Here is a 20,201-nt window from a genome sequence, read left to right as displayed (position 1 = left end):
TTCGAGTGTTTAGTCTTTGGGAGAAACAATCATTTCTGGAAACGGATGTCATCGTTATTGGCGCAGGCATAACAGGATTATCCGCTGCTGCAACTTTGAAAGAGCAATCCCCTGACCTAAGGGTCACTGTTTTAGAACGGGGTGTTCTTCCCACTGGAGCAAGTACAAAGAACGCAGGGTTTGCCTGTTTTGGGAGTGTTTCTGAGCTACTCAACGACGTTGAAACTCTGGGTGCTGAGGGAATGGTGAGTCTGGTGGAAAAGCGATGGGACGGGTTGCAAAAAACCTGTCAGCGCCTGGGAAGAAGTATGATTGACATCCAGGTAAAAAGCGGCTATGAATTGATTTTTGATGAGCAGTCTGAAGTGATAAATAAAATAGGGTCGATCAATGAGCTGCTCGTAGAGTTCTTTCAATCCGATGTTTTCAAACTCTCGGATGAGAAAATAAATACGTTTGGTTTTGGACAAACCTACCACCTGATTGAAAATCACCTTGAAGGACAACTGGACACTGGCAGGTTGATTTCCTCCCTTTGGAAATACTGTGCAGAAATTGGAGTTCAAGTCTATACAGGGTGTGAAGTGTTGGAAATCCAGGAAGAAAATACTTCCGTCAGTGTCCAATGTAAGGATGCTCAGTTTACAGCCAAAAAGATAGCTGTTTGCACCAATGCCTTTACGAACAAGCTTTTGAAGAAAGAGCTGGATGTATCTCCGGGACGTGGCATAGTGATGAGTATTGTTCCGAATAAAAAGCTGAAATTTGAAGGGACTTTTCATTACGAAGAAGGCTACTACTATTTCAGAGATTACTATAGCAAATTACTCTTCGGTGGTGGGCGAAACCTGGCGTTAGATGAAGAAGAAACCACCGAATTTGGAATCAATGAAAAGATCAAATCCAAGTTGATCTCCGACCTGGAATCCTTCATCTTACCCAACCAATCATATCAGGTGGAAATGGAATGGACCGGCATCATGGCGTTCGGGAAAACCAAAGCACCGATCGTAGAAAAAGTATCCGAACGGATCGCCATAGGTGTAAGACTGGGTGGCATGGGGGTAGCCATTGGTAGCCTGGTGGGCGAAGAAGTGGCTGAGTTAATTTTGAGGGACTAAGCAGACAGTTTCACGAAAAAGGTACTGCCCTTTCCAAGCTCTGATTCCACCCAAACCTTCCCTCCAAGATCCTGTACATATTTCTTAACGATCGAAAGGCCCAGACCTGTGGAGGACTCACCGGCCGTTGGTTTAGCACTAAGTTTTTGAAAACGATTAAAAAGTTTCTTCTTGTCACTCTCTGAAAACCCGGGTCCCTCATCACTCACTTTGAACAGCACACTATCGTATTCACACTGAGCCCTTAGCCCCACCGAGGTATCTTGTTCAGAAAATTTTACCGCATTGGAAATCAAATTTTCAAGCACTAGAAGCAATAGCAGATGATCGGTTCGGATCATGTAATGATCATCGCAAAACTCTACTGACAGATCAATGTTTTTCTTTGCTGCGATCGGCCTGTATCGCTGAGCCACGTCTCTCATTACATCCCTGATGTCAACCCGTTCGTTCATTACCTTCACCCGATTTTCTTCCAACCCGTCAACATCCAGAATTTTCGTCACCATCTTATTGATTCGTTCAGCACTTGCTGTCACCTGATTCAATAATTTCACATCGGTCTCAGGCAAGTTTTCATCTATTTTATGATTCAGGATGTCCGCCACCATGATAATCTGACTCAGTGGAGAACGGATGTCATGGGCCAGGATTCGGACGAGGTTGTTCTTTTCTTCATTCAGTGCCACCAGCTGCGCATTCCGGTTCATCAGCTGCTCATTTTTTTGCTGAATATCCTGCTGCTGTACTTCAATTTGACTCTTTTGTCCCAAGAGTAGATTGGTTGTTTTTTGATTTCGATAATATAAATAGGCGATAGCAACTAAAAGAAGTATGGCAATTCCAGTGCTAACAATCAATATTCTTCTCACCGCCTGCTCTTGCTCCAGCCGCAAATTGACATTTCTAAGTAGCTCAAGCTGCATCTCTTTTTCCTTTGTCAGGATGGATGTCCCCAACTCACCACGATATAAATTATCTATAAAGAAATAAAGCTCCTCCCCTAGATATTTTGATATGATTCCAGATATAGCCGCTTGGGAATTTGGATCGGAAAGAAATTCATTGAGGTGGTTCTTCCAAATACTATTAGTGGGCAAAATGAAGGCATAGCCATCACCTTGTGTGGTGAAAAAGTTTTGCCTGGTCACTTCTCCTCCTTCTTGCACCAGCATTAAATAAATAGGTAGATCAATAAAACCAAATCTGTCATTTGCCGAGATGACCCCTTCGAGGATATTTTGATCACTACTCAAATAAATTGTTTCAAAATTAACCCCTGTTTCTTCTCTCAAATCTTTCAGAAGGGCTTCATATTTTGTCCCTTTGATGGTGACAGCATTTAGATTTTGAAGCATTGAGACCTTCTCTCTGCTGGTGTTCACAATCGGTGTGCCAGCACTGGAAACCAGCACGGTCACGTCAGGTAGGTAAGATTCTGTGAATTCTGCAAATTGTTTTCTTTTTTCTGTTATGGAAAGTGCTGAAGAACCAACTATATACTTCTTATCTTTCCTCTTTACATTATCCAGGATATCTGAAAAATCTTTTGCCTTCTCAAATTGAAGGTCCACGTATACACCATTAATGTTTTTCATGTAGTCTTGAAAGAGCGATAGCATTTCCGCTTCGACACCAACTACATTACCTTGTTCATCTTCATAAATAAAAGGAAAAGAGGTGTACCATATTACCTCCAGTTTTTCAGAATCATCCTGAAAAGCGTGAATAGATAATGGCAGGTAACAAAAAAATAAGACTAAACTTAAAAGGCGGTGCATGCTTTAAAGATGGTTAATTTGCCCCTTCAATAAAATTTACAATCAACGTTAATATATCGTAAAATAAAGTCAAAAAGTTAAAACCATCGACCCTACAATGATGTTTAATAACATATAAAACTTTTGACAATGGCAAAAAAAACAGTCACTAAATCATCCATTCAAAAAGGGTACGTGGATTACCTCCTGGAGGAGGGTAAAAAACCGGATTCAGTAAGAATATTTACCAAGTTTCTGAAAATATCTGATGAAGACTTTTACAAGCATTTTGGTTCTCTCAAAACAATTGAAAATTCAATATGGGAAGGCTATTATTCACAAACCATGAAGGTGGTAATGAATGATCCGGATTTTGAGGAAATGGACGCAAGAGAGAAGCATCTTTCATTTTTATACACCTTTTTGGAAGTTATCAAGCCAGATAGATCCTATATCCTTTTCAGGTTAGAGGACAAAAAACCTCATGAGCTTCCTCAAGAACTTAAACAAACGCAAAAAATCATCACGCAATCTGATATCGCCTGGGCTAAAACTTTTGAGTTTCTGCCGGATAAAGCACAGGACGCTACACAAACGGCGTACAAGAAAGTTCTTTGGTCACATACAATTGCTACCCTGTTTTTCTGGGTAAAGGATGATTCTGCTAATGGAGCTGATACTGATGTTTTCATCGAAAAATCAACACGTACTGCATTTGATATTGGGGAGCTTCCTGCACTTGACTCCATCATTGACCTTAGTAAATTCTTCTTACAGAAAATGGGCTTTTCAAAAGCTACTGCATAATGGCAAAAGAACTTGATCGAATTCCAATAGGTAAAGTAAAACGAGCCAGTAAGTTCGTAAGCGCAGGAGCCAAAGTAGGCGCCAACTACGTGAAAGCATATAGCAAAGCAGCTATCAAAGGAAAGCTCAATAAAGAAGAGTTGGATAATGATAATGCGAGAGACATCTACGATTCGCTAAGTGAGCTAAAAGGTAGTGCGTTAAAAATGGCACAACTGCTAAGCATGGATCAGAACGTGCTTCCAAAAGCATATTCTGACAAATTTGCCATGGCACAATACAGTGCTCCTCCGCTTTCCTATCCTTTAGTGAAAAAGACCTTTCTGGATAATCTGGGCAAAGAACCAAATCAAATTTTCGACACGTTTGGTAGGAATGCAAGTAACGCTGCATCTATGGGACAAGTGCATAAAGCAGAGCTCAAAGGAGAACAACTGGCTGTAAAGGTTCAGTATCCTGGCGTAGCTGACAGCATCAAAAGCGACCTGAAATTGGCTAAACCATTCGCCCTGAAACTCATGAATGTTAAAGGAAAGGACGTAGATCCTTACATGAAAGAAGTAGAGGGAAAGCTATTGGAAGAAGCTGATTACGAATTGGAGTTAAAGCAGTCGATGGATTTTGCAAAAAAATGCCAAAAAATCGACGGAGTTTTTTTTCCAACGTATTACCCGGAATTATCCTCGCCGCAAATCTTAACGATGAGCTGGCTGAAAGGAGAGCCCATCGGGGCATGGATGAAGCGGGATCAAAATCAGAAAGATCGGGATCGACTTGGACAAATTCTATGGAACTTTTACATGTATCAGATGCATGAATTGCGAATGATGCACGCGGACCCACATCCCGGAAACTTCATCATTGATGAAAACAATAATCTGGGAGTGATTGATTTTGGGTGTATCAAACATATCCCAGATGATTTTTATGATGCTTATTTCGAATTGGCAAGACATGAAGTATTGGGCAATCCTAAAAGAGTGGATGAGCTATTCCGAAAACTTGAAATCATCAGACCAAGTGACTCGGAAAAGGATATAAAAATTGTATCAGCCATGTTTACCGATCTGATCAAGCTATTGTCTCGCCCATTCAATGAAGGAACATTTGACTTTAGTGACGATGCGTACTTTACGGAGATATACATGAAGGGAGAAGCGATTTCGAAAGATCCAGAAATGAATAGACTGCAGGCTCGAGGTTCACGTCACTTCATTTATTTCAATCGAACTTTCTTTGGATTGTATAATATTTTGCATGCCCTGAAGGCAAAGGTGGATTGCGCTACCGCTGGCTTCTTAAAGAAGGCATCATAATCTCAAAATCCCCTTTCTTCAAATAAGGCAGGGGATTTACTGTTAAATATCCTATTTTCGAGGGTTCGAGAGACAACCTACAATGACAACTAAGCGCGAACCCACTTTACTAGAATCCTTTGTTCCCATCATCTTTCTTATCCTCCTACTGGTTATCAACGTAGGAATATTTGGAAGTGAGGCACTTGGTGGATCTAACCAAATTGTCCTCATTCTATCAGCCGGAGTTGCCGCAATTGTAGCCGTTAGAATTGGCTTCAAATGGGATGACATTCAAAATGGCATTGTAAAGAGTATCAGTTCGGCAATGGCTTCCATTCTGATCTTGTTACTCATTGGATCACTTGCCGGTACCTGGATGCTCAGTGGAGTGGTTCCTGCCATGATCTATTACGGACTTCAAATCCTCAACCCAACAATCTTTTTGGTTGCTGCTTGCATCGTGTGTTCGATCGTTTCCATCGCAACAGGTAGTTCATGGACCACTGCAGCCACCGTAGGAATTGCACTAATTGGTATCGGACAGGCACTTGGAATTTCTGAAGGATTGGTAGCAGGGGCTATTCTTTCCGGTGCATATTTCGGAGATAAGATGTCTCCGCTTTCGGATACAACCAACCTGGCTCCTGCTATGGCAGGTACAGATTTATTCACACACATTCGGTACATGACCATAACCACCGTTCCTTCAATCATTCTGGCATTGATCATCTTCCTTATAATTGGATTTACCAATTCCACTGATGGAGTCATTGAAGGTAAAGCAGCCATATTAGCTGCAATTGATGGTACTTTCAATATCAATGGCTGGCTCTTCATTGTACCGGTGATTGTGGTGGTGCTGATTGTAAAAAAGATGCCCGCTCTCCCAGCCTTGTTAATTGGCACTTTGCTTGGAGCAGTATTTGCACTCATTTTCCAGCCGGAACTGGTTGCCAAAGTGGCTGCTACTGCCAGCTTTGACGGTAAATTATACGATGATTTCTTTGGCCTCTCACCAGCTGTTACCAATGGATTTATAGGCACCATGCAAGCAATGTTTGGTGATATTGCATTCACCACAGGTAATGGTGTTTTAGATGATGAAGGATTATTAAGTAGTTCCGGAATGGCCGGGATGCTGGGAACCATTTGGTTAATCCTTTCGGCCATGATTTTTGGTGGCGTGATGGAAGGTGCCGGAATGCTCAAGCGTATAGCCTCAGCCATCATTTCAAAAGTAAACTCTACCGGATCATTGATTTCAAGCACAGTTGGCACTTGTGTGTTTTTTAACCTGACAGCATCGGATCAGTACCTGGCAATTGTGGTGCCTGGGCGAATGTATGCAGACACCTATCGGGAGAAAGAATTAGCACCGGAAAACCTAAGCCGGACATTAGAAGATTCCGGAACGGTCACTTCTGTACTCATTCCATGGAATACATGTGGTGCTTATCACTCAACGGTGCTGGGTGTGGGCACATTTACTTACTTACCTTATTGTTTCTTCAATTTAATCAGCCCCATCATGACCATGATCATGGGATACACGGGCTATAAAATCAAAAAGCTGGTAAAGAAAGGTGAATAGTCGGTTTGCCGAACATATCACGAAAGAAGACATGCGAGCCATGCCTCTGCTTGCCTTTGAGGGAAACATCCACGTCATTGATTCGGAAAAGGATTGTAGTAAGGCAGTGAAAGCTCTCCGAAAGTTTGATGTCCTTGGGTTTGATACGGAGAAAAAACCAACATTCAATAAAGGTGAATATAATCACACAGCCATGGTACAACTTTCCACATTGGAGGACGCCTACCTCTTTCGACTCAATGAGATGGGTTATCCAACCACGCTTTTTGACCTGATGTCTGACCATGCCATTTTAAAATTAGGTATCAGCATTGACGATGATTTGAAGGATTTGAACAAAGCAAGGAAGTTTAAACCCCAAAATTTCACTGATCTGAATGATGTGGTGCGCGAATTAGGCGTGAAACACATGGGTGTAAAAAAGCTAGCTGCCGTAATCTTAGGTGCACGTATTTCTAAAAATCAACAAGTCACCAATTGGGAGGCTGACAAGCTTACACCAGCGCAACAAAAATATGCTGCTACAGATGCCTGGATATGCCTGGCAATTCATGAGGAACTCATCCGCAAAGGATACGTATAAACCAAGTCTACCAACTTTCAATAGAAGATGGCCAAAAGTGAAGCTTCTGAAGAAACCCTTCAACTATATACTGATTTGCTTTCATCAGTAGGTCTAGAGCAAAAAGGTAAAAACATGCCCTACACATCCATGAATGGCAACATGTATTCATTTGTAGCCAAAGAGGGTTATGTCGCTATTCGGCTATCCGAAGAAGATAAACAAGCATTTATGAACGAATACAATGCGGGCCCAGCTATCTCCTACGGTGCTACCATGAGGGGATATGTTCATGTACCAGATGAGGTGCTAAAGCGCACAGAAGAGCTTTCGATCTACATGAAAAAAAGTAACGAATTTGCTAAGACACTCAAACCCAAACCCACTAAGAAATAATGAATCGCTTTATGATTTTATTAATCGTACTTATATCCTGCAATCAGTCTACCCAAAGTGGGTTTTCAGAAGAAGACCAAAAAACCATTGAACAAATGAGCAAAACGTATGTCAACGGATGGTTAACCAATGATAAAGCAACGGTACTAAATCTCTTTCATTCGGATGCCTCGATCATCCCGAGTGGCATGGCTCCCATTCAGGGCAAGGATGCGATCGAAGCGTATTGGTTTCCAACTGATAGCTCCACAACCACCATTCATTCCTATGAGGTAGAGCTACTTAAACTTCAGGGTGCTGACTCCATGGCTTATTCCTTGGAAAAGGGTGTTTTAGAATTTACCTATGAAAAAGGTGATTTCTCCATGTCTAAAACCTCCATTTCTCACGCAACCACTGTTTATAAAAAAAAGATCAATGGTGAGTGGAAGATCCTTTCACGCATGTGGACACAGTTGAATTAAAAAAAGCGATCCAAAAATGAATCGCTTTCAAATAATCTATTAGCAAATACTAGCTTGGCCATGTTCCCGAACTTGAAACAGATCCATCTGTATTGTAGTAAGTATACGTACCGGCGGATCCAGTAGCATTCCATGTTGCTTCGTAGTAAAGGCTACCATCAATAGTGTAGCTCAATTCACCAGAATTATCTGCATTCACGTCTATGTCAATAACAAATCCACTATTTGAGTCAGTAACGACAAAATTGAAGGAACCATCGGTATTTTCCTCCCATGTGTATCTGATTACAGGTACGGATTCGACCTCAGACACCCCAATCGCTGATCCATAAACTTCCATGTATCCCTCATTTGCGGATTTCGATTGCTCAGCATAAATGAATAATTCAGGATCTGATCCATTCTGTGAAAAGAAAATCTGAAAGATATATGCGCTGCTCGTTTCGCAAATCTGATAAGCTACTGTAAAGGTATCACTGCCACTATTCGCAGTGTAAGTATATACTACAGCCTTTCCACCACAAGTACCAATCGGTACACTTGATTGCTGTGAACCACTGGGTTGATTGAATAAAGCCAGCCAACCGGTCATTGCATTGGCTGCCGTCAGGTTAGAGCTAATTTGCAACGCATTCTGGTCTCCAGAATTATTAAGGTTCGTAATAACCGTCTGATCGATCGGAGGATTGCTTACGTCAAACGCAAACTCAACGTCGCTCAGATCTACTGTTTCCTCATCATCACTCCCGCATGAAATACTGAAAAGGAGTGCAAATACCGCTAAAAGTAGTGTGAGTTTTCTTAGGTGTTTCATATTGAATCTTTTTATAATTCTAAATTACATAGTATGTCGTTCCGAACAGCATTTTTAGCTAGTTTCGGATATGGAAGTCGATGAAATACGTAAAAAAATCGAGGAGGAAATCAGTAAAACCATTTTGCTGATCAATGACTATAAGGAGCAGTCAAAACCAGTTTCATTGGATAACTCTATTGGACGAATTTCCAGAATGGATGCCATAAATAATAAGAGTATAACGGAATCAGCATTGCGTCAGGCAGAAGGCAAGTTGGCAAGACTCAGTCAAGCATTGGACAATATTGACAAACCGGGATTTGGCCTATGCATCAAATGCAAACAACCTATCCCCATAGGTAGAATACTATTGATGCCTGAAAGCAACAAATGTGTGAATTGTGCCAAGTAACAATACAGATTATTTTTCAAAAAGAACCATTTCTTAAAAAGTCAGGTTTAGCACTTCAATGAGCAAAAACAAAAATGTCACCTTCGCCTGGGCATTCAGAAACATCATCTGGCCAAGACGTAAAACCATCCTAATAGGGTTGCTACTTATTGTCATAAGCAGACCTGCCGGTCTGGTACTCCCGGCAGCTACTAAATATCTCCTGGACGATGCTGTGCCAAATAAGGACATGGCTATGCTGAAATTAATTGTAATCGTCATTGTGATTTCATTGGCTGTGCAGGCAGTTTCCTCTTTTTTGCTTACTCGTATTTTAAGCGTAGAAGCACAGTTTCTCATTTCTGAGTTGCGGGTGAAAGTGCAGAAAAAAATCCTTTCTCTTCCCATAAACTTCTTTGATAATAATAAGTCAGGGGCTTTGGTCTCACGAATAATGACTGATGTGGAGGGCGTTAGAAACCTAGTAGGAACGGGGCTGGTTCAGCTCATTGGTGGTACCATCACTTCGGTGCTGGCATTAATCCTTCTTATCAACATCTCCCCTTCCATGACCATTTTCACATTGGTTCCAGTTGGTTTGTTTGCTGTCATAGCGCTGAAGGCGTTCGGAAGGATACGGCCCATTTTTCGAGAGAGAGGCAAGCTGAATGCAGAAGTCACCGGTAGACTAACAGAAACCTTAAATGGAGTTAGAGTAATCAAGGGATTTAATGCGGAGGAGTCTGAAAACAAGACCTTTGAAGATGGCGCCAGAAGATTGTATGAAAATGTCAAGTCCAGTTTGACCGCTACTGCAGTGGTTACCAGTTCCGGTACATTTTTGATTGGATTTGCCAGTGCAGGCATCCTGGCAATGGGTGGCTATTTCATGATCGAAAATGAGCTAACTTCCGGCGAACTAATTTCCTTCATCTCTCTCCTTGCTTTTATGATCGCCCCAATCGTTCAGATGAGCAATATCGGCAGTCAGCTTACGGAAGCCTTCGCCGGTCTCGACCGGACAGAAGAGATCATGAAGATGGATCCGGAGGATCTGACCGAAGATCGCCCAATCATGTTGGAGGAAGTAAAAGGAGATATCAAATTCATTGATATATCATTCTCCTATGAAGAAGGTAAAGGGGTTCTCAAAAACATATCATTTCATGCTCCACCAGGCTCTGTCACTGCGCTCGTGGGGAGTTCGGGCTCAGGTAAGTCCACCACTGCCAGCCTTGCAGCCACCTTTTTAAATGCAAAGAAGGGAATCGTTTCAGTAGATGGATACGACATCACGAAGGTAAACCTCTCGAGTTATCGCAAGCATCTGGGTGTAGTGCTTCAGGATGATTTTCTATTTGAAGGAACCATCCGTGAAAACATTCTTTTCCCCAGACCGGATGCTACGGAAGCAGAATTACTGGATGCAGTAAAGGGAGCGTACGTCAATGAATTCACCGACCGATTTGAAGATGGTCTTGATACAGTTATAGGCGAGCGAGGAGTGAAACTCTCCGGAGGTCAAAAGCAACGCATATCGATTGCTCGGGCATTATTGGCCAATCCTAAAATTATCATTCTGGATGAAGCTACTTCCAACCTGGATACTGAGAGCGAAACCTACATTCAGAAAAGCTTAGATGGGTTGATGAAAGATCGAACCACGTTTGTCATTGCCCACAGACTCAGCACTATCAAAAAAGCTGATCAAATCCTTGTGATCGAGGATGGCCGGATAGTGGAGCGGGGCACTCATGATGAACTGATAGCGAAAGAAGGGCGATACTTTGATCTGTATACTTATCAGAGCAGGATTTAAAAAAACAGCTCCATCAAATGGAGCTGTTAACTATGATGACCTCTTCTACTCATTCCTAATACTTTCTGTAGGGTCAGAGATGGCTGCATCGTAAGTTTTGAACGCTACGGTGATTAGTGCAATTACAACTGCCAACAAGCCTCCAACCACAAACACATACCAGTAATCAAGGATTTCAATCCGATATGCATAGCCACCCAACCACTGATTGATAAAGTACCATGCTACGGGAATTGCAACTATTGAAGCAACTAAAACGAGCCAGATAAACTCTCGGGAAATCAATCCAATGATCTGCTGTGCAGTTGCTCCCAGCACCTTTCGAATGCCTAATTCCTTTTGTCTTCGTTGGGCAGAATAAGTTGCCAGACCAAAAATTCCGAGGCAGGCAAGGAAAATGGATAGACCCGAAAAAGTACTAAAGACACGCGCTTGCTGCTCTTCATTCTCATAAAGATTCTTTAGACCATCGTCCAGAAACTGATAGGCCATTGGGTAATTTGGTGCCAACTCCTTAAATGTATTATCGATGAAAAGAAGTGCATCCTTAACATTGGCCAAGTTGATTTTTACAGCAATTTTACGATGATATCTTCCTGTAATAATTGCTAGCGGTTCGATTTCATCTTTTAAAGTGCTGAAATGATAATCCCTTGCAACACCCACAATGGTTGCACCTTCAATATCCCAACCAGGCATTTCAACCTTTCTTCCTATTACTTCATCTGTTGATAGTCCAAACTCAGATACTGCTTGTTCATTGAATATCATGGCATATTCTTCATCTGAAATTATTTCATTAGAAAAGTTTCTTCCTGATATAATGTCTATCCCCATGACATCAAAAAAATCAGTATCAGTAAAAAGTGTTCTCATACGAATGGATTCCGACACTCCAGTTACTTTAAAACTTGATGCATCATGAAACCCTCCGGGCTCTCCTGAAACTGAAGTAACACCTATGATATTTGAATTAGCTTTCAATCGATCTTTAAATTGCTCACGATTCCTTCGAATATCTGAATTATTTAAATCCACTAATACAATGGCTTCTCTATCAAAACCCAGCTCTTTTGAATTGAGAAATTGGGTCTGAACAGAAATCAACATTGAGGCCACAATTAGAAAGATTGAAATTGAAAATTGAGTTATTACCAGTGCTTTTCGTAATCCGATATTTTTCCCAGATGCTAGTTTGTTACCTTTTAAAATATTTACAGATATAAAAGATGAAAGTAAAACTGCTGGATATACACCTGAGCTAATTAATATCAAAACAATAAGCGCTACGAAGAAAACTATCACATTTGTATCCAACCAGTTCAAGCTAACATCAAGACCAAAGTACATATTAAAGGATGGAGTAAGTATCTGACAAATCGTAATGGAAATAAGAATTGACAGGACCAGTATCATCAATGATTCACTAAGGAATTGCATTATTAATCGCCATTTTGAACCGCCAAGTACTTTTCTTACACCTACTTCCTTAGCTCGCATAAAAGATTGAGCAATGGAAAGGTTTACATAGTTGAAGCAAGCAATAAATAAAATAGCAATGGCTACAATTCCAAGTGTAAGAATTGAAGAGAAGCTACCGTGTTTGGACATATCATATCGAGTCTCATTATTGAAATAAATATCTTTCAGAGGTTCCAATTCAAGTCCAACTGGATTGCCGGATCTTTCAAAATCTTCTCCCATATACTTATACATAAAATCATCCAGCTTTGCCTCTAGATTATCAGCCATTTCAAGCGAAGGAATCTTCACGTAGGTATTTAAGCTATTATTCCACCAGCCATTAAACCAGTCAAATGTGTTAAGCACATCCATAGATACTGCCAGAGGAAAATCTAAATGACTGTTACCAGAAGGTTCATCCAGTACTCCGGTTACGATGAACTCATATTCATTATCAAGAGTAATTATTTTACCGATCGGATTTGTTTCCCCAAAATATTTTTCAGATAGTTCTTTGGAAAGCACCGCAGAATTTCCTGTCTCAAATGCTGATTTCTCATCTCCATGCATCAATGGAAATGAGAAGAATTCAAAGAAATTCTTATCAACAAATGCAATTCCGCTTTCATTAAACCTTTTTTCACCTACTGAGATTAATGCTTCATCTTGAAGTACTCTGGTGACTGCAGTAATAGTTCCGGGAAAATCATTGATAAGCGCCTCGGCATATGGAGCTGAAGTAACTCCAATTCGATACGGCGTGCCATTCATCTCGGAAACTCTCAAGGTACGATAGACCTGATCTCCATCTTTATGAAATCCATCAGTGGTTACTTCTGAGTAAATGTAGAAGTAAAGAAATACTGTAGCCACCAATCCGATGGTGAAACCAAAGAGACTGATAATTGAGGCTCCCTTATGACGATATAAATTCCTTAAAGTGAGCAATGGATTGAAAATAAACATAGGCCCGGTATTTGAGTTTTTGAATGATTTGAGTGTGGATGGTCTCAGATACGCCAGCACCTGATACCAATATTTTAGTCCTTTGAATCGGGAAGATGCCAGTATAGCATAATACTCATGAAGATTACCCTCCAACTCCTCCACCAGTTCTGCTTTGCAAAGCCAGCGGATCAAATGAAAGGATAATTTTGGAGGTCGACTAGGCATAGCTAAACTTCAATTCCATGGCAGGTACCTGACTCCAAAGACTCGCCCGCATTTCTTTTACTTCATTTAAAGCTGCTTTGCCGGCAGCCGTTAGCTCATAAATTCGCTTGCGTCTACCTCCTCTTTCTTGCGTAGCTCCTCCCATTTCCGATTTCAGGAAATCCTTTTGCTCCAATCTGCTCAGCGTGGTATGCAGTGCACCCATGGAAATGGAACGGTTTACCTGATTTTTGATTTCATCTTTGATTCGAAGCATATATGCTTCGTCCTGTAGAATCAAGACAACCAGCAAAAGTAGTTCTTCGAATTCACCGAGATTGGTACCCTTCATAATATATTAGTTTCTATTTTGCAGACTAATATACGAAGGGAATTATTTATTTGTTTCGATAAAGTAGAAAGAAATAGATAATTAGCTATTGCTGGCTTTTAATGAAGCAATCATTTCCTGGATTGAACGTACGATAAAGTACATTTCCTCATCAGTCATGGTAGGATGAATAGACAACCTAACCCAGCCAGGCTTTTGAGTTACGTCACCCTGATCAATTAAGTCAGTGATGCGCTTTGACTCTTTTCTATCTATGTCAAGCAAAAAGTGTCCGTAAGTACCGGCGCACGAACAACCCCCTCTTACCTGGATGCCATAGTGGTCATTGAGATATTGGACTACATCATTGTAATGAATGCCCTCTATGTAAAAGGAAATAATTCCAAGTCGTTCACGTACTTGATCAGCTAGTACTACCAGCTCAGGCATATCATCTAAACCCTCCCAAAGGATCTCCATTAGCTGTTTTTCACGCCGCGACATCAACTCCGATCTCATTTGCTCTTTGAGTTCGATTGCCTTCGCAGCTCGTATGGTTTGCAGTATTGCAGGGGTACCCCCATCCTCTCGTTCTTCAATATCACCCACATATTTTCGTCCTCCCCACGGATTGGTCCAGTCGACCGTACCTCCCCCACTCACATCAGGGGTGGCATTATTGATTAGTTTCTCATTGACAATTAAGATACCTGAAGCCCCCGGACCACCCAAAAACTTGTGTGGAGAAAACATGATAGCATCCAAATATGACACTTCATCAGGGTGCATATCCATATCAACATATGGTGCAGAACAAGCAAAATCCACAAAACAATATCCTCCACTCTCATGCATCAACTTCGCGATTTCATGAAACGGGGTTTCGATACCAGTTACATTGGAGCAAGCAGTAATAGAAGCAATCTTTAATCGTTCAGGAAACTGCCCGATGGCTTCTCTGAAATTAGAAACCGACACAAGTCCATTGTCATCCGGTGGAACCACTATCACTTTACAAATAGTCTCCAGCCAGCTGGTATGATTGGAGTGATGTTCCAAGTGGGTAATGAAAACTACTGGTTGTTCTTTGATCAAAGTCTGCCTGATCCATTTATCAGATTCAGGCAATCTCAAACCAAGTAGTCGTTGTAGTTTATTAATGACATCTGTCATCCCGGACCCATAGGAAATCAGGATATCATCTTCATTTGCATTAACGTGTCGTTTGATTTGTTGCCGAGCAGATAAATATCGGTCCGTAATGTATGAACCTACATAATTTGTTTCTGTATGCGTATTCCCGATAAACGGAAGCACTTCCTCTAGCATGCTATCTTCAATCGGTTTATAACATCTGCCACTTGCAGTCCAATCGGCATACAGCATCTTCACAACCTTCTCGTTGGTTTCGATGGTTTGATTTTGTCCAATGATCCCTTTTCGGAAAAAGGCAAAATGCGATTCCAATGAAGTGTCTGCCGTAGTAAATGGTGAATCAGATATCAGCATCCCTTTCGAATTAATCCACCGGTACGATAAACTTTTGGCCAGGAAGCCTTGGTCAAGTCCTTTTCGTAGTACTCTATTAAGCCAGCATCGTTTTCGAAATCGGCAAATCCTCCATAGAATTGACACAGTTCGTGTACTTTATTTACCAACGATTTATTGGTGACACCATCACCGAAAGGCAATGTTGGATATAGTACACGGTCAAACCAGTCATGCACGCCACCATGAACAATAACAGTATGATCTCTCAGTGAATCAGGAAGTGTATCCCAAAGCCTTCTTACCAGCAGGTCATCGCCGGAGTACACGATGGTTTGTTTTGTAATCAAATTTGGGTTGAACTCATCAAGCGGAACATTGCTTGCAGTAGGTATATGGAACTCTTCATAAGACCTGGCATCCCTTAGATCTACGATATCAAGCATCTCACGATTTTTTATTTTCTCGGCTAACTCCACCACACCGATAAATTGTGGCTGTCGGTTGACTCCATTAAGTCCCTCCGGGAAAGCTAAAGCCATCACCAATCCAGCCAGCACGATTCCAAACCCAATCAAAGCCAGGCGCCTATTTATCGTTAGGTCATTCATTTGACTGCATTTTTAGATTCAATCCACTCTGAAGCCCAGAAGCCTGCCAGTGCTGTTATTACCAAAATAAATACCATTAGACCGCTAGGTATGTTGAAGTACTCCACAAATGTGATCTGTCCCAGACCTCCTGCGGTATAAAACCCCTCGATCCAGGGATATACTTCTCCGAAAACCAAAATTCCCAATAACAAACCGGCGACATTCATAATGCCATCCAGACTCCCTGTAGCGGATGCAACGCATGAGGTACCTGGACAATAACCACCTACGATAAACCCCACACCGAAAACCAACCCTCCGATGATTTGGGGCCACACGTAGGTGGGTGTCAGGTAGATCATATCTGCATGTAAAAAACCAAACCAGTTGAGCCAAAAAACCCCAATCATTGCCGTAATAATGGCGGTAAACATCATTTTGAAGACTGTCATGTCTTTCAGGTAAAATTGAGCGGAGAGCTTTTTCGCACTACCTAAACCTGCCCGCTCTAGAAAGAACCCGAAAGCAATCCCTATTACAAGCGCAAAAGCCAGGCTTGCCTCTTCACCAATCCATCCGAAATCATAAAATGGTCCATTCATATCCACAATCGTTTTACAAATCCTGCCATTGCATATGCACCGACAAACAAAGCAATCATGAACATCCAGCTACCAACATTCATCATGGCACCTCCAGTCAACGCCTGGCCGCTGGTACAACCTCGGGCAAGCTTGGTTCCAAAGGCCATGACAATACCACCTGTAAAAGCGAATAAGAATCTTCGGTTATTTGATAGTAAAGGGCCTTTTTCAATTTTAATTTTGTTCCTACCTGCCAGCCTACCAGAGACAAATCCTCCAATCAACACACCAAGTACCTCGAATACCAGCCAGTCCTTCAGCGGATGAATCGTTCCATCTCCGAGATAACCCATGTAAAAGGCATTTGCCTCAGTATGTGATTTCGACACAGTTTGAACACCTGTAGCGACTACAGAAGTCATGGCTCCAGAAGCTCCTATGCCTCGTCCCATAACCAGAAAAGTAGCAAGCAACACCAGTCCTAGTCCTATTCCACAGACATATGGATTCCAGTAAGGTGAAGGAATTTTGTTCTTTTCTTTCATTAGTCCAATTCAATTGGTAGGTCTTCATTTGGTCCCCACTCATGGAAAGATCCGTCGTACATTCTAATATCCTTGTACCCTAATAATTTAGCCGCAGTATAAACTACCGTAAGCTGCATCCCGATGTGGCAGTAAAGCACCAAAGGTTCATCTTTACTCAGTCCTTGTCCGTTAAAAATATTGCCTAGCTCTTCGATCGATTTAAATGTGTATGCACCAATATCAGATGGTTCGTACAAAGTTGTGTAAGGGATATTTTTTGCATTTGGTATTCTCCCAAGTCTTGCTCCATGCGTAGGCTCGATTCCTTTGTAATAAACCTCCGATCGACAATCAACAATGGTGTTTTCTTTGTTATCAATGCTTGCCAACATGTAGTTCTCATCTGCAAGCAATGATTTATTTGGCTCAATGTTAAAACTCCCCTTTTTAGGAGTATTCACTTCAGTACTGATCACTCGTCCACCGTTTTTCCAGGCCACAATGCCTCCATCCAGGATATATGTTTTATGTCCATGACCTAAATAATCAAGCGTGAAGTATAATCGGGTCACCAGTGGAATCCAGTTTGCAGGTGTATAGATGACCACATCTGTCTCATTGGTTATCCCATTTTTCTCAAAGAGATCCTTCAAATCTTCATTCGTGGGTAAGTCAAAAACAATGCTTCTGTCTTCAGTTCCAATCGTATAATCTTCTGAGCTCATGTAAACAGCTCCTGGAATATGCTCTTTCTTATAATCGCTTTCTCTTCCAATGTGAAAAATGACCAGGTTGTCCTTTTGCATTCGCTTTTCGAGCCACTCGGGCCCCACCAAAATGGATGGTTCTTGAGCTGTTCCCAGACAAGGATTCACTAGAAACAACAAGATGAGTATTTTGATTTTTTGCATGATGATTGTGTTTTTCACGCAGTTTACCGAAGATTAGCATATGAATGGTTTAAGCCTTAGTTAAAGAGACTTAAGCAAGTGTTAAAAGCGTTAAGAAAAAGTTAAAATCAGGTGTAAAAGTCTCAATTAGACTTAATTTCGGATAGAAGCTGGACATGAAAATTAACAAATACACACTAGCGGCTCTCTTTATTGTAGTACTCAGCTCACTAGGAGTACTGCTGGTTATTCAATTTCAAATTCTTGAAAAAGACATCAAGAATAACCGAAGTACAATGGAGCTTGCAATCCCGGGAATCCTTTCAGATCTCTATGATAACATGATGTTCAATCGAGATTTGGATAACCTGGTGAGGAAGTATGAAGGAACCGAGTCATTCCAGTTTACGACAAATTCCAATCCATCAGATCCACTTCAATTACTTTTAAAATCCGGGTTGGATGAGGTGATTTCTTTAAACTACCCTGATTTGGAATATGAAGTTGATGGGTTCGTATCAGATGAATATGGCTGTATGATCCACAGAGGACATAGACCGGAATTACCCAAAGCTAAAAAAGTAATGGAAGCGGATAATCACATGTGCTTTTGCATGATCCTTCCAAATACGCTTGACATTTCCATGACATATTCTAATAAAGAAGAGACAATCATTGGAAACTCTGCCAGCATTTTAAAAGCCAGCTTTCTCCTAATCGTTATCATCTTGATATCGTTCTGGTTTACCATCCGTACCATAGGCAAACAAAAGAAGCTGTCGGACTTAAAACGCGATTTTATCAACAATCTGACTCATGAATTCAAGACCCCAATCTTTTCCATCTCACTCGCTTCAAAATCACTTAGAAGCATTGATGAAATAAAAAAGACACCAAAAGCTGATTCTTATCTCAATCTCATCACGAATGAAACCAAACGTTTGCAAACCCAGGTCGACAAGATTCTTCAGATGGCCTTATTGGATTCTGGTAATCTAACACTTGATAAAAAGGAAATCGATTTACACGAATCCATCCAAAATGTAGCTGAAGGATTTCAAATGATCATTTTAGAGAAAGAAGGGACGATCACCTTTAACCTCCATGCATCGAATCACCGAATAGTGGCAGATGAGACACATTTGAATAATGTGCTATTCAATTTATTGGATAATGCGCAAAAATATTCTGAAGAAAAACCTCATATCGAGATTATCACCGAAGATTCGGAGAATGGCATCATCCTTACTTTTAAAGATCATGGCATTGGGATGGACACAGTGACGCAGAAGTATATTTTTGATCAATTTTATCGGGCACAATCAGGTAATGTGCATAACGTGAAAGGTTTTGGTCTGGGCCTTAGTTATGTAAAGAAGATCATTGAATTTCACAAGGGTACCATTAGTCTACAAAGTACTCCCGGACAGGGCAGCATATTCAAAATCCATTTACCAACAGCCTCATGAATCGAATACTACTTATAGAAGATGACCAGAACCTGGGGTATATACTAAAAGAGTATCTTCAAATGAACGACTTATTAGTTGAGTGGATTCAGGATGGTGAGGCTGGAATCAAAGCATTTGAATCCACGAAATTTGACCTGTGCATTCTGGATATAATGATGCCTAAAAAAGATGGTTTTGAAGTTGCGCATGAAATCAAATCCAAAAGCCCGGAAATGCCATTGATTTTTCTGACAGCTAAATCATTAAAGATTGACAAATTGAAAGGATTCAAGGCCGGCTGTGATGATTATATCGTAAAACCTGTTGACGAAGAAGAATTGATTGCCCGTATTCATGCTGTGCTGAGAAGAAGCAATAATTTAAAAGAGGAAAAGGATCAGTATAAAATTGGGTCATTCACCTTCGATCCTAAATCACAAAAGCTTAAAAATGATAGTGAATCCACCAGCATTCAACTGACCCAAAAAGAATCCAGGGTACTGCACATGCTCTGTATCTCACATGGTGAACTAGTTGAGAGTGATCATATACTGAAAGAATTGTGGGGGCAAAACGATTACTTCAAACGCCGAAGTATGGACGTTTACATATCCAAATTGAGAAAATACCTAAGTGCCGATCCAAATGTCCAGCTATCTAATGTACATGGCAAAGGATACATTCTTGAGGGCTGATTTGCAGATGGTTACCGGTAG

At 41.1% G+C, this 20,201-nt stretch carries 20 protein-coding genes; 11 read left to right on the top strand and 9 right to left on the bottom strand.

Annotated features, from left to right (window positions below):
- Window positions 1-5 precede the first annotated feature (5 nt).
- Window positions 6-1,121 carry an NAD(P)/FAD-dependent oxidoreductase gene (locus tag ACP14Y_RS16525; RefSeq protein WP_424963999.1) on the top strand — a complete coding sequence of 372 codons (1,116 nt, stop codon included), beginning with the start codon at window positions 6-8 and terminating at the stop codon, window positions 1,119-1,121.
- On the opposite strand, the gene ACP14Y_RS16520 is transcribed toward ACP14Y_RS16525, so the two are convergent.
- Window positions 1,118-2,902, bottom strand: a complete 1,785-nt coding sequence (locus tag ACP14Y_RS16520; protein ID WP_424963998.1) for an ATP-binding protein — start codon at window positions 2,900-2,902, stop codon at window positions 1,118-1,120. The genes ACP14Y_RS16525 and ACP14Y_RS16520 overlap by 4 nt on opposite strands.
- Before the next feature lie 129 nt (window positions 2,903-3,031).
- Here ACP14Y_RS16520 and ACP14Y_RS16515 point away from each other — a divergent pair, with 129 nt between their 5' ends.
- The 6 genes from ACP14Y_RS16515 to ACP14Y_RS16490 all read left to right on the top strand — a co-directional run bounded on the left by ACP14Y_RS16515 (window position 3,032) and on the right by ACP14Y_RS16490 (window position 7,999).
- Entirely contained in the window at window positions 3,032-3,688 is a 657-nt protein-coding gene (locus tag ACP14Y_RS16515) for a hypothetical protein (RefSeq protein WP_424963996.1), read from the top strand.
- Window positions 3,688-5,004 carry an ABC1 kinase family protein gene (locus ACP14Y_RS16510; RefSeq protein WP_424963995.1) on the top strand — a complete coding sequence of 439 codons (1,317 nt, stop codon included), beginning with the start codon at window positions 3,688-3,690 and terminating at the stop codon, window positions 5,002-5,004. Before ACP14Y_RS16515 ends, ACP14Y_RS16510 begins: the two co-directional genes overlap by 1 nt.
- An 82-nt stretch (window positions 5,005-5,086) precedes the next feature.
- Entirely contained in the window at window positions 5,087-6,577 is a 1,491-nt protein-coding gene (gene nhaC / locus ACP14Y_RS16505) for a Na+/H+ antiporter NhaC (protein ID WP_424963994.1), read from the top strand.
- Entirely contained in the window at window positions 6,570-7,160 is a 591-nt protein-coding gene (locus ACP14Y_RS16500) for a 3'-5' exonuclease (protein ID WP_424963993.1), read from the top strand. The genes nhaC and ACP14Y_RS16500 overlap by 8 nt, the downstream gene beginning before the upstream one ends.
- A 27-nt stretch (window positions 7,161-7,187) precedes the next feature.
- The gene (locus tag ACP14Y_RS16495; RefSeq protein ID WP_424963992.1) at window positions 7,188-7,535 is read left to right on the top strand and encodes a hypothetical protein; all 348 of its coding nucleotides are present in this window, start codon (window positions 7,188-7,190) and stop codon (window positions 7,533-7,535) included.
- Window positions 7,536-7,546: 11 nt separating this feature from the next.
- On the top strand, window positions 7,547-7,999 hold the full coding sequence (locus tag ACP14Y_RS16490) for a YybH family protein (protein WP_424963991.1): 453 nt from the start codon (window positions 7,547-7,549) through the stop codon (window positions 7,997-7,999).
- Window positions 8,000-8,048: 49 nt separating this feature from the next.
- On the opposite strand, the gene ACP14Y_RS16485 is transcribed toward ACP14Y_RS16490, so the two are convergent.
- Window positions 8,049-8,813 carry a hypothetical protein gene (locus tag ACP14Y_RS16485; RefSeq protein ID WP_424963990.1) on the bottom strand — a complete coding sequence of 255 codons (765 nt, stop codon included), beginning with the start codon at window positions 8,811-8,813 and terminating at the stop codon, window positions 8,049-8,051.
- A 70-nt stretch (window positions 8,814-8,883) separates the two neighbouring features.
- Here ACP14Y_RS16485 and ACP14Y_RS16480 point away from each other — a divergent pair, with 70 nt between their 5' ends.
- Window positions 8,884-9,207, top strand: a complete 324-nt coding sequence (locus ACP14Y_RS16480; RefSeq protein WP_424963989.1) for a TraR/DksA family transcriptional regulator — start codon at window positions 8,884-8,886, stop codon at window positions 9,205-9,207.
- A 58-nt stretch (window positions 9,208-9,265) separates the two neighbouring features.
- Window positions 9,266-11,005, top strand: coding sequence for an ABC transporter ATP-binding protein (locus ACP14Y_RS16475; RefSeq protein WP_424963988.1), 1,740 nt, complete (start codon window positions 9,266-9,268; stop codon window positions 11,003-11,005).
- Window positions 11,006-11,050: 45 nt separating this feature from the next.
- Here ACP14Y_RS16475 and ACP14Y_RS16470 read toward each other — a convergent pair whose 3' ends face one another.
- The 7 genes from ACP14Y_RS16470 to ACP14Y_RS16440 all read right to left on the bottom strand — a co-directional run bounded on the left by ACP14Y_RS16470 (window position 11,051) and on the right by ACP14Y_RS16440 (window position 18,055).
- Window positions 11,051-13,642: an ABC transporter permease gene (locus ACP14Y_RS16470; protein WP_424963987.1), complete on the bottom strand. Its 2,592-nt coding sequence runs from the start codon at window positions 13,640-13,642 to the stop codon at window positions 11,051-11,053.
- On the bottom strand, window positions 13,635-13,973 hold the full coding sequence (locus ACP14Y_RS16465; protein ID WP_424963986.1) for a PadR family transcriptional regulator: 339 nt from the start codon (window positions 13,971-13,973) through the stop codon (window positions 13,635-13,637). Before ACP14Y_RS16465 ends, ACP14Y_RS16470 begins: the two co-directional genes overlap by 8 nt.
- A gap of 81 nt (window positions 13,974-14,054) precedes the next feature.
- A complete protein-coding gene (locus ACP14Y_RS16460) occupies window positions 14,055-15,461 on the bottom strand; it encodes an aminotransferase class V-fold PLP-dependent enzyme (protein WP_424963985.1) in 1,407 nt (468 codons plus the stop codon).
- Window positions 15,455-16,051: a rhodanese-like domain-containing protein gene (locus ACP14Y_RS16455; RefSeq protein WP_424963984.1), complete on the bottom strand. Its 597-nt coding sequence runs from the start codon at window positions 16,049-16,051 to the stop codon at window positions 15,455-15,457. The genes ACP14Y_RS16460 and ACP14Y_RS16455 overlap by 7 nt, the downstream gene beginning before the upstream one ends.
- Window positions 16,048-16,635, bottom strand: a complete 588-nt coding sequence (locus tag ACP14Y_RS16450) for a YeeE/YedE thiosulfate transporter family protein (RefSeq protein WP_424963983.1) — start codon at window positions 16,633-16,635, stop codon at window positions 16,048-16,050. The genes ACP14Y_RS16455 and ACP14Y_RS16450 overlap by 4 nt, the downstream gene beginning before the upstream one ends.
- Complete coding sequence (locus ACP14Y_RS16445; protein ID WP_424963982.1) at window positions 16,632-17,162, bottom strand: YeeE/YedE thiosulfate transporter family protein; 531 nt, start codon at window positions 17,160-17,162, stop codon at window positions 16,632-16,634. The genes ACP14Y_RS16450 and ACP14Y_RS16445 overlap by 4 nt, the downstream gene beginning before the upstream one ends.
- Window positions 17,162-18,055 carry a sulfurtransferase gene (locus tag ACP14Y_RS16440; RefSeq protein ID WP_424963981.1) on the bottom strand — a complete coding sequence of 298 codons (894 nt, stop codon included), beginning with the start codon at window positions 18,053-18,055 and terminating at the stop codon, window positions 17,162-17,164. The genes ACP14Y_RS16445 and ACP14Y_RS16440 overlap by 1 nt, the downstream gene beginning before the upstream one ends.
- Window positions 18,056-18,210: 155 nt before the next feature.
- Between ACP14Y_RS16440 and ACP14Y_RS16435 the strand changes: the two genes are divergently transcribed.
- Window positions 18,211-19,503 (top strand): sensor histidine kinase, encoded by a 1,293-nt coding sequence (locus ACP14Y_RS16435; RefSeq protein ID WP_424963980.1) that lies wholly within the window; start codon window positions 18,211-18,213, stop codon window positions 19,501-19,503.
- Window positions 19,500-20,180, top strand: a complete 681-nt coding sequence (locus tag ACP14Y_RS16430) for a response regulator transcription factor (protein ID WP_424963979.1) — start codon at window positions 19,500-19,502, stop codon at window positions 20,178-20,180. Before ACP14Y_RS16435 ends, ACP14Y_RS16430 begins: the two co-directional genes overlap by 4 nt.
- Window positions 20,181-20,201: the final 21 nt, after the last annotated feature.

It is taken from the genome of Ekhidna sp. (assembly GCF_965247405.1).
GTDB lineage: Bacteria > Bacteroidota > Bacteroidia > Cytophagales > Cyclobacteriaceae > Ekhidna.
Note: the sequence above shows the minus strand (reverse complement) of the source record. Positions and strands in the feature narration are given on the sequence as shown.